Raw genomic sequence first — 7985 nt, forward strand, 5'->3', positions numbered from 1 at the left:
AGGCCCGCCATGACCGCTTCACGGACCATCAGGAACCAGGCGCAGACGATGAAGGGCAGGATCACGGAAGAGCTCGGCCGGGTCACCCGCAACAGGCGACTTCAGCGCCGAGGCAGGACCGACCGGGTTGCCGGAAGCCTGAAGCAGGCCGTCGAGAAGGCCAAGGGCGCCTTCGGGCGTAGCGGCAGCGGCCCTCGATGATGTACGACCAGACGCGCGCCCAGCAGCCCGCCGGCCAGCCCCGGGGCCCCGCCGAGCGCCGTACCCCAGGCCCGGAGCCGCTGCTCCCGTCGGCCGAACAGGACAAGATCGTCCAGTCCCTCCGGCACGCTCTCAACACCTTCGCCGAGCGTCCGCTCGAGGCGCTGGAAGAGGCCGAGAGCGCCTATGACGAAGCCACCGCCCAGCTGGTGAGCGCCCTCGCGGAACGGCGGCGTGTCCTGCGCGCCGGCTGGCAGGACCAGGCCCCGGAGGCACAGTCCGACGGACTCCGGCTCGCGCTGAGGCAGTACCGGGAGATCACCCAGCGACTGCTCCACATCTAGGCGCCCACTCCTCCGCACCGCAGGGGAGCGCGGAGTAGTGTGGACAGTACCGAGGGCATTTCGCACACCGGCTACCATGCCGGGTCGTTCTTGGCGAAAGATGAAACCCGGGCCGCCGCAGAGGCGGCCCGGAGACGGGTCCGCATCATGTCGGCGACCTTGCTTCCACCCCTGCCGCAACCCGAGCCCGTCGCAGCCCCGGCCGCGCGTCTCGCCCTGAAGACCGACGGCACCTCCCGTGGACTCCTGGACGGTGCCTGGTGGCCCCGCTCCCGGGATCTGCTGAGCGAACTGCCGGCACTGACCGACGTGTTGGACCCCTTGTGGGGCCGCATCACCCGCATCGCCGTCAACCCTGAGCACTGGCCGGTCATCCCCCGCAAGGTTCCCGTGGACGGCCACATCGTCAAGGTCGGCTGGTTCACCCCGGAAATCGACCCGCACAAGCTGCTGCTGCTCTCTTACGGCACCGGCCGCTGGGACCTGCTGGTCATCCCGCCGGAGACCGGCGCGGAGTCGGCGGCCCGTCTGATGGCTGCCGCGTCGGACTACGACGGGCCGCCACTGACTGCGAGCGCGCTCATCGCCGCGGACGAGGTCCGGCACGGAGTCTCCCCGACCGGCGGGCCACTGGAGCCGGACGAGGCATGGGAGTACGAGGGCGGCGCCTCGGCCGTGGCCGCGGCCGTTCCGGAACAGACCGGTCCGCCCGGCCGGGCCAGCCGCCTGATCGTCGGTATGTGAGGTGGTCGCCATGAACGCCTTCCTGACGGCCGCCGCCTTCATCGTCCTCATCGCAGCGGCGGCATACGTGATCCACCGGCTCAACATCCAGCACGCCGAGAGAATCGCCGTGCACCGGTACAGCGCCCCCCTGCCCGGCCGCCGCGGCCGCGGCACCCCGCAGCCCTCGGTGGGACCGGACCGGTCCGAGTGGCCGACCACCGGCGAACGGCGGGACCACCGCGACGGGGGCCGCGGCCGGTTCCCGCCGCGCCGCCGCCGCAGCCGTACCACTCACCACAGGTGACCAGGCGGTTTCCGTCGCCGGGCCTATGACTGTGCAAGGAGCGGGCCGGGTCCCATGAACCGAGGCGTCATGGCTCTTCCGCAGCTGAACATCTACCGGCACGACCGGGGCAGGCGAGCACTGATCACCCTGGCCGGCGAGATCGACCCGGCCACCGCACCCCAGGTGCGGACCGCTCTGGAGCGGTGCCTGAGTGACGGCCTTACCACCATCGACGTCGATCTGACCGCCGTCGGCCGCTGCGACAGCAGCGGCCTGAGCGTCTTCCTCCATGCGTCGCGGCACGCCGCCGAGACCCACGCGTCCCTGCGACTGCACCACCCGTCCCCGCAGACCACACGGCTCCTCACGGACAGCGGCTCCGATCTTCTGCTCCTGTGAGGGCTCCGGGAGAGATGTGGTGCACAACGGGACCCAGAGCCATCTGTTCCGATCGGGTGTGACATGCCGCCTCTGGCGTAATGGGCTGTTCGGCGCGGCCAGCCGCGTCACTCTGTGCGGGTTGATCGCGGTCGTGTCAGGAGCCCGTGTGTACAGATCACGTGAGCGGGTCGAGCGCATCCGCCGTGACCGCAGGACGGACCGCGCATGTCGCTGCGGGCGCTGGACTCGCGGCACGAGGTGAGCATGGACACGGCGGCCGAAGCTTCGACGACGCCGGTGCGGGAGTGCAGTCATGGCGGAAGGTGAGCGCCGGCCCGACGAGGGAGTGCTGGACCGGTCGGAAGGGTTCGGTGAGCGGCTGCTGGGGGTGCTGCTGGACCGGGCGCACGAGATGCCGCCGCAGCTGATCGCCCCGCTGATCGCGGAAGAGGTGGCCAGGGTCGGGGGCCGCGACGTCTCGATCCTGCTGCAGGACTACGGGCAGCTGGTGTTGGTGCCGTTGCCGGGTCGGCGGCTGTTGGTCGGCAAGCCTGAGCCGATCGGTGACTCTCCCGCCGGCACGGCCTTTCTGCAGGCGACCACTGTCGAGGTGCCGCAGTCCGACGGCGTCCGGATGTACCTGCCGTTGCTGGACGGCAGCGACCAGGTGGGCGTGATGGCCCTCACCCTGGACACCGTCGATGACGACGACCGGCGGCTGCTGCGCAGGCTCGCCGGCCTGGTCGCCGACATGCTGGTCACCAAGCACAGCTACACCGATCAGTTCTTCTTCGTCCGGCGCCGCGAACCGATGAGCGTGGCCGCGGAGATCCAGTGGTCCCTGCTGCCGCCGCTGGCGATGTCCGTCCCGCAGGTCGCGGTGGCCGGAATCCTGGAGCCCGCCTACGACGTCGCAGGCGACAGCTTCGACTACGCCCTCAACGAGGACATCCTGCACGTGGCCATGGTCGATGCGATGGGCCACGGCCTGGACGCCGCCACGATGGCGACCGTCGCCGTCGGGGCCTACCGGCACGCCAGACGTGCCGACATCGGCCTGTCCGAGATCTACACGTTCATGGACCGGGCGATCGCCGAGCAGTTCGGGCCCGACCACTTCGTCACCGCCCAGATGATGCGTCTGAACATCACGACGGGCCACCTGCAATGGGTGAACGCGGGCCACCCCGCACCGCTGCTGATCCGTGACCACAAGGTCGTCCGGCAACTGGCAGGCCCGACCACCTTGCCCGTCGGCTTCGGCGGCGAAGAGCCCCGGATCAGCGCGCAGATGCTCCAACGCGGCGACCGGGTGCTGTGCTTCACCGACGGCCTGATCGAGGAGCACGAAGCCGGCGAAGAACAATTCGGCGAGGAGCAGCTCATCCACTGGGTCAACCGCATCGAACACACAGAGAAGGGAGTACGAGCGGTGGTGCGCTCACTCTCCCACGCCCTGAAGCAGGAACGGGGCGGCCGCACCACCGACGACGCGACCCTCTTCCTGTTCGAATGGCGAGGGGGCGCCGCCGACCACCTCACCCTCCTGGAGTGAGCCGACCACGGCACGACCGGCTCCGTCATGCGAGCCACCGCGTGTTTTGCACCGTCCATATCCTGAGATTGGGCTGCTTCAGACCGTCCGTCGCCCGACGTGAGGACTACTCTGCTGTGCAGACGCCCCAGACCCCGGCGGCATGCTGTTGCTGAACACAGATGGCTGCGGGGTGCGGACTCTTCGCCTGTCACCCGGCGCCTCCCTGGAGAGAACTGGGTGGTCCTCCGTCCTGCTGCGCAGGCTGCCGGACCGGCCGCTGCTCTGCCTCCGCCCGAAAATACGCCCCTGCCGGGGGCGCGCCCGGAGGGCCGGAACTCCGGCTCACCGTGCCGCTGCCGGATGGTCTTCCGAACCGAGGCGTCATGCCCCTCTCACAGCTCACCGTCCACCGCCATGACCAAAGGAAACAGGCGCTGATCACCCTGTCCGGTGAGATCGACCTCGAATCCGCGCCGTTGGTGCGCGAGTCCCTGGAACGGTGCCTGCGGGACGGTATGCGCACCATCGACGTCGACCTCACCCCCGTCACCTTCTGCGACTGCAGCGGACTCAACTCGTTCCTCCACGCTGCGCAGCAGACCACCGTGGCCGGTGGGACCCTGCGACTGCACCATCCGCCGAGGACACTGGCTCGGATTCTCGACCTGGCCGGCTGCGGGTCCCTGCTCCTCGGCCTTCCGTTCGACCACCTGCCCTCTCCTCTCGGTGACACCCCGGCCGCGCCCTGTCCGGCCCCGCCGCACCGGTCTGTCCCGCTTGCGCCTGTTCTCTCGGGTGATGTGGCATGACGGCCGAGCCCGGGCGGGGACAGTCGCTGAAGCCGGGGGACGGCCAGCCGCCCGCCATGGCTCCGGCGCGGTTGCGTCGGCTGAGCCGTTGGCTGGTGGAGGACCTGCGTGAGGATCTGGTGGCTCTGTACGTGGAGTCCCGCGCAACTCCGCCGGGTGATCCGTACCGCTGTCCCAGCCGCCAGAACTTCCTGAACCGTCTCACTGCGGACATGCGTCGACCGGGATTCGCCATGGTGATCGCCGAGACGGACAGCCTGACGGGATGCGCCTTCGGATTCCCGGTCGGCGGCGACGGCTCCTGGTGGCTCGGATTCGACGGAGTATTGCCGCGCAGCGTCGGGCAACTGACGGTGTCCGGCAACGTCTTCGCGTTCGCTGCCATCCTGATCCGGCCGCACCCCCAGGACCGGGCACTCGCCCGCCGTGTGCAGGAGCGGCTGCTGACCGATCATCAGGCATCGCTCGGCGCCACTCTGGTGGACCGGGCCGATCGCCCAACCCTCGCTGCGCTCCGCTCCTGGGGGTGGCTGGACATCGGAGAGCTTCGCAGGCCACTGGGCACCACCACGTTCCGCGCGCTGGTACTTCCCTTCGGGGAACGCACCACGGCGAGGATGGAGGGCCTTGTCACGGTGCCCGGAGACGGTGGCCCCAGTGCGGCCTGACAGGCGGTCGACCCGCATTCGGATGCTGGTGGCCGAGCAGGCGGTCCGACGAGGTGCCCGGGTGAGTGTGGTGGACGTATGCACCGCGGCCGTGGCCGCGCTGCCGGTCGGCGGGGCCGGACTGTCGGCGATGTCCAAGGCCGCGGCGAGCCATCCGCTGTGCAGCACCGACGACATCAGCGAGCAACTGGAGGAGCTCCAGCTCACGCTGGGCGAGGGGCCCTGCGTGGACGCCTTTGTGCGCGGCTCGGCCGTCTTGACACCCGATCTGCTCATCACTGAACTTCAGGATCACTGGACCGTGTTCGCCGATGCGGCCCTGGAAGCCGGAGCCCGCGCGGTGTTCTCGCTCCCTCTGCAGAAGGGAGCGATCAGCCCGGGGGTTCTGGACCTTTACGCCAACATTCCGACCGTGCTGAACACGGAGGAACTGGCCGATGCACTGGCGTTCGCCGATCTCGCGACGCTTCTCCTGCTCGACACGAGGATCGACGAGACGGGCGCACCGACCGGCGAGCCTATGGCGGACCGCAGCTTCGCGGACCTGGGCGCCTACCGAGCGGAGATCGACCAGGCCAGCGGAATGCTCACGGCTCAGCTCGGAGTCGGCATCGAAGAAGCCTTCGTCCGGCTCCGCGCCTACGCCTATACGCGGGGACGCCGGCTCGCAGACGTGGCCGCCGACGTGGTGGCCCGACGGCTTCGTTTCTCCCCGGACGCGGAGCCGGATCAGGACGAGGAGGACACCTGACGTGTGGGTCCCGGCCGAGGAACGTGCCGTACTTCCCGCCCCTTCGGGCAGGGACTAGTCTCAATTGAGGGTGCCCACGATGGACCAACAGCTTCTGGCCAAGACCTTCGTCGAGCTGGCCGACAATCTGGTCGCCGACTTCGACCTCATCGATTTCCTGCGCCTGCTGACCGACCGCTGCGTCGGCATGCTGGATGTGAGTGCCGCCGGGGTGTTGCTCGCCGACCGGGACGGCAGACTCCGCGTCATGGCCGCCTCCGACGAACAGGTGCGCCTGCTGGAGCTCTTCCAGCTCCAGAACGACGAAGGCCCCTGCCTCGAGTGCTTCCGCACGGGCGTACCGGTGATCGTCCCCGACCTCGGTACGGCGACCGCCCGCTGGCCGCGCTTCGCGGTGGCGGCCCAGCGCAGCGGGTTCGGGGCGGTCCAGGCTCTGCCCATGCGGTTGCGGGACGAGATCGTCGGCGCCCTGAACCTCTTCCGCACCGCCCCCGGCCCCTTCGACCCGGCCGCCACACCCGTCGCCCAGGCCCTGGCCGACGTCGCCACCATCAGCCTGCTGCAACAACGCACCGCTCAGCGCAGCACGGTGCTCAACGAACAGCTGCAGACGGCGCTGAACAGCCGGGTACTGATCGAACAGGCCAAGGGGAAGCTCGCCGAACGCCAGGACATCGACATGGAGCAGGCGTTCACCGCGCTGCGCGGCTACGCCCGCTCCCACAACCGGCGCCTGGCCGATGTGGCCCGCGCCCTCATCGACAGTTCCGAACCCCTCACCGGCCTGGGGTCCTGACCCACGCCCTGCCGGAGCCCGCTATGTGTTGGTGTTGGTCCAACTCCTGCTCGATGAACAGCATCCGCAGCGCGAAGGCTACTGCGTGGATGCAGACGCACCCATCGCCCCCTGTCCTCAGGGCACCGGCGGTAACCGGGAACGGCCCACACCGCCCGCTGGCGGTCCGGCGCCGCCCGTGGGGCAACTGCGGCTGCCTACAGGCGATGCGGAGTGGACAAGGGACGAGGAACCGCACGACCGGTGTTTGAGATCCACGAAGCGGGCTACACAATCGAGGCGTCCGACGGCCGTCCTGGACGAAGACACCGGAGAGTTGAGCTCACAGCTCCCGGTGCCGTATCCGCCGGGTGCGCACACCGTCATCTCCGGTCCGCCGCGTGGAGGCGCCTCAGTGCTCGGCGCAGCTCCCGCTGTATCGGTTCCGGCAGCATCCGGTCCCTCGTCGTGGCGACCAGGGCCGCGGCCACGTCCCGGAGCTTGATGTTGCAGTGCTGCGACACGTCCACCAGCAAGTCCCAGGCCCTCTCGCTGGAACACGGCGCCAGGGCCATCAGCATGCCTCGTGCCTGGTCGATGACCGCACGGCTCGCCAGCGCCCGACCCAACTGGTGATTTCTGGCGCGCAGTTCGACGATCTCGGCCAGCAACGCTGCATCCCCCTCAAAGGGCACAGTCCTCAACAGCCGCTGTTCTTCACGGGGCGGGGTCAATTGGTGCATGGTCGGTACCTCACAGGGCAGTCATCCCGTCCGTGGGTGATCAGCGGCACGCCAGTTACCGTTCGCCGGCCGCACCCGGCTGGTAGGGCAGTCCGTAGTGCCTGAAGACCGCTTCCTCCTCCTCGGCAGGCCGCACATCGTCGGTGCCGATCGAAGGGGCCTGTTTCATCAGCGTTCTGGCATAACCGGCCCTGAGACAGCCCGGCCCGATGATCGCGTCTGCCCTCCCAGGCGGCGACCAGGGCCCCGGCCGCCTCCGAACGCAACCCGTGGCTACCCGGCCACTTCACGGGTACCTGCGGTGTTCGCGGTCCCGACGGTCCTCGCGCCGCCAGCGCGCCCGGTTCTGACGGCTGTAGCGGCGGTCCCAACGTTCCTGGCGACTCCGGCGCTCCTGGTAGTCCCGGTAGTCCCCGAGATCGGAACTGCCGCCGCGGCTCCGGCCGCCGCCACGATCGCGGCCGCGTCGGGTGGCGGCATAGACCAGCACCGCCGCGGCCACCCACCAAATGGGATCGAGGAAGCCGAAGCCGAACAGGACCGTGATGAGGATGAGGAGCAGGACGAACACGGTGGGCCTCCCCGGGAGCGGGACACAGCATCGATACCGGGGACTGGGGCCTCACCCCTCAGTGTAGCCCTGCCCAACGATTGCGGATAGCGTGCGCCGCAAGCGCGTCCTGTCCTGCGTGGATGGCTGCTTGAGACCTGTTCGGGAACTGCGGCGAGGTCTAGCGTGCGACATGCCGCCCCTGCCCCCGGCA

General features: G+C 69.4%; 12 protein-coding genes. 10 read left to right on the plus strand and 2 right to left on the minus strand.

Annotated features, from left to right (window positions below; genetic code table 11):
* The first annotated feature begins 9 nt into the window (after positions 1 to 9).
* The 10 genes from ICC28_RS37880 to ICC28_RS37925 all read left to right on the plus strand — a co-directional run bounded on the left by ICC28_RS37880 (position 10) and on the right by ICC28_RS37925 (position 6499).
* The gene (locus ICC28_RS37880) at positions 10 to 201 is read left to right on the plus strand and encodes a CsbD family protein (RefSeq protein ID WP_188293394.1); all 192 of its coding nucleotides are present in this window, start codon (positions 10 to 12) and stop codon (positions 199 to 201) included.
* The gene (locus ICC28_RS37885) at positions 198 to 545 is read left to right on the plus strand and encodes a hypothetical protein (RefSeq protein ID WP_188293395.1); all 348 of its coding nucleotides are present in this window, start codon (positions 198 to 200) and stop codon (positions 543 to 545) included. Before ICC28_RS37880 ends, ICC28_RS37885 begins: the two co-directional genes overlap by 4 nt.
* Positions 546 to 584: 39 nt before the next feature.
* A complete protein-coding gene (locus ICC28_RS37890) occupies positions 585 to 1289 on the plus strand; it encodes a DUF5994 family protein (protein WP_188293396.1) in 705 nt (234 codons plus the stop codon).
* Positions 1290 to 1299: 10 nt separating this feature from the next.
* Positions 1300 to 1575 carry a hypothetical protein gene (locus tag ICC28_RS37895; protein WP_188293397.1) on the plus strand — a complete coding sequence of 92 codons (276 nt, stop codon included), beginning with the start codon at positions 1300 to 1302 and terminating at the stop codon, positions 1573 to 1575.
* A gap of 54 nt (positions 1576 to 1629) precedes the next feature.
* Positions 1630 to 1956 (plus strand): STAS domain-containing protein, encoded by a 327-nt coding sequence (locus tag ICC28_RS37900; RefSeq protein WP_223190588.1) that lies wholly within the window; start codon positions 1630 to 1632, stop codon positions 1954 to 1956.
* A gap of 295 nt (positions 1957 to 2251) precedes the next feature.
* Entirely contained in the window at positions 2252 to 3493 is a 1242-nt protein-coding gene (locus ICC28_RS37905) for a PP2C family protein-serine/threonine phosphatase (RefSeq protein WP_188293398.1), read from the plus strand.
* Positions 3494 to 3858: 365 nt separating this feature from the next.
* Positions 3859 to 4284, plus strand: a complete 426-nt coding sequence (locus tag ICC28_RS37910) for an STAS domain-containing protein (protein ID WP_188293399.1) — start codon at positions 3859 to 3861, stop codon at positions 4282 to 4284.
* Positions 4281 to 4952: a hypothetical protein gene (locus ICC28_RS37915; RefSeq protein ID WP_223190590.1), complete on the plus strand. Its 672-nt coding sequence runs from the start codon at positions 4281 to 4283 to the stop codon at positions 4950 to 4952. Before ICC28_RS37910 ends, ICC28_RS37915 begins: the two co-directional genes overlap by 4 nt.
* Positions 4953 to 5013: 61 nt before the next feature.
* Positions 5014 to 5703, plus strand: a complete 690-nt coding sequence (locus tag ICC28_RS37920) for an ANTAR domain-containing protein (protein WP_317454171.1) — start codon at positions 5014 to 5016, stop codon at positions 5701 to 5703.
* Positions 5704 to 5782: 79 nt separating this feature from the next.
* Positions 5783 to 6499 carry a GAF and ANTAR domain-containing protein gene (locus tag ICC28_RS37925; RefSeq protein ID WP_188293401.1) on the plus strand — a complete coding sequence of 239 codons (717 nt, stop codon included), beginning with the start codon at positions 5783 to 5785 and terminating at the stop codon, positions 6497 to 6499.
* Positions 6500 to 6861: 362 nt separating this feature from the next.
* Here ICC28_RS37925 and ICC28_RS37930 read toward each other — a convergent pair whose 3' ends face one another.
* The gene (locus ICC28_RS37930; RefSeq protein WP_188293402.1) at positions 6862 to 7221 is read right to left on the minus strand and encodes an ANTAR domain-containing protein; all 360 of its coding nucleotides are present in this window, start codon (positions 7219 to 7221) and stop codon (positions 6862 to 6864) included.
* Between the two features lie 286 nt (positions 7222 to 7507).
* Complete coding sequence (locus ICC28_RS37940; RefSeq protein ID WP_188293403.1) at positions 7508 to 7792, minus strand: hypothetical protein; 285 nt, start codon at positions 7790 to 7792, stop codon at positions 7508 to 7510.
* Positions 7793 to 7985: the final 193 nt, after the last annotated feature.

This window comes from Streptomyces sp. TRM68416 (assembly GCF_014596915.1).
Classification (GTDB): Bacteria; Actinomycetota; Actinomycetes; order Streptomycetales; family Streptomycetaceae; genus Streptomyces.

Bases quoted from the DNA above. Each gene is read 5' to 3' on its own strand.
- ICC28_RS37895 (WP_188293397.1), top strand. From the start codon at position 1,300: ATGAACGCCTTCCTGACGGCCGCCGCCTTCATCGTCCTCATCGCAGCG.
- ICC28_RS37910 (WP_188293399.1), top strand. From the start codon at position 3,859: ATGCCCCTCTCACAGCTCACCGTCCACCGCCATGACCAAAGGAAACAG.
- ICC28_RS37905 (WP_188293398.1), top strand. From the start codon at position 2,252: ATGGCGGAAGGTGAGCGCCGGCCCGACGAGGGAGTGCTGGACCGGTCG.
- ICC28_RS37930 (WP_188293402.1), bottom strand. From the start codon at position 7,221: ATGCACCAATTGACCCCGCCCCGTGAAGAACAGCGGCTGTTGAGGACT.
- ICC28_RS37880 (WP_188293394.1), top strand. From the start codon at position 10: ATGACCGCTTCACGGACCATCAGGAACCAGGCGCAGACGATGAAGGGC.
- ICC28_RS37885 (WP_188293395.1), top strand. From the start codon at position 198: ATGATGTACGACCAGACGCGCGCCCAGCAGCCCGCCGGCCAGCCCCGG.
- ICC28_RS37915 (WP_223190590.1), top strand. From the start codon at position 4,281: ATGACGGCCGAGCCCGGGCGGGGACAGTCGCTGAAGCCGGGGGACGGC.
- ICC28_RS37900 (WP_223190588.1), top strand. From the start codon at position 1,630: ATGAACCGAGGCGTCATGGCTCTTCCGCAGCTGAACATCTACCGGCAC.
- ICC28_RS37925 (WP_188293401.1), top strand. From the start codon at position 5,783: ATGGACCAACAGCTTCTGGCCAAGACCTTCGTCGAGCTGGCCGACAAT.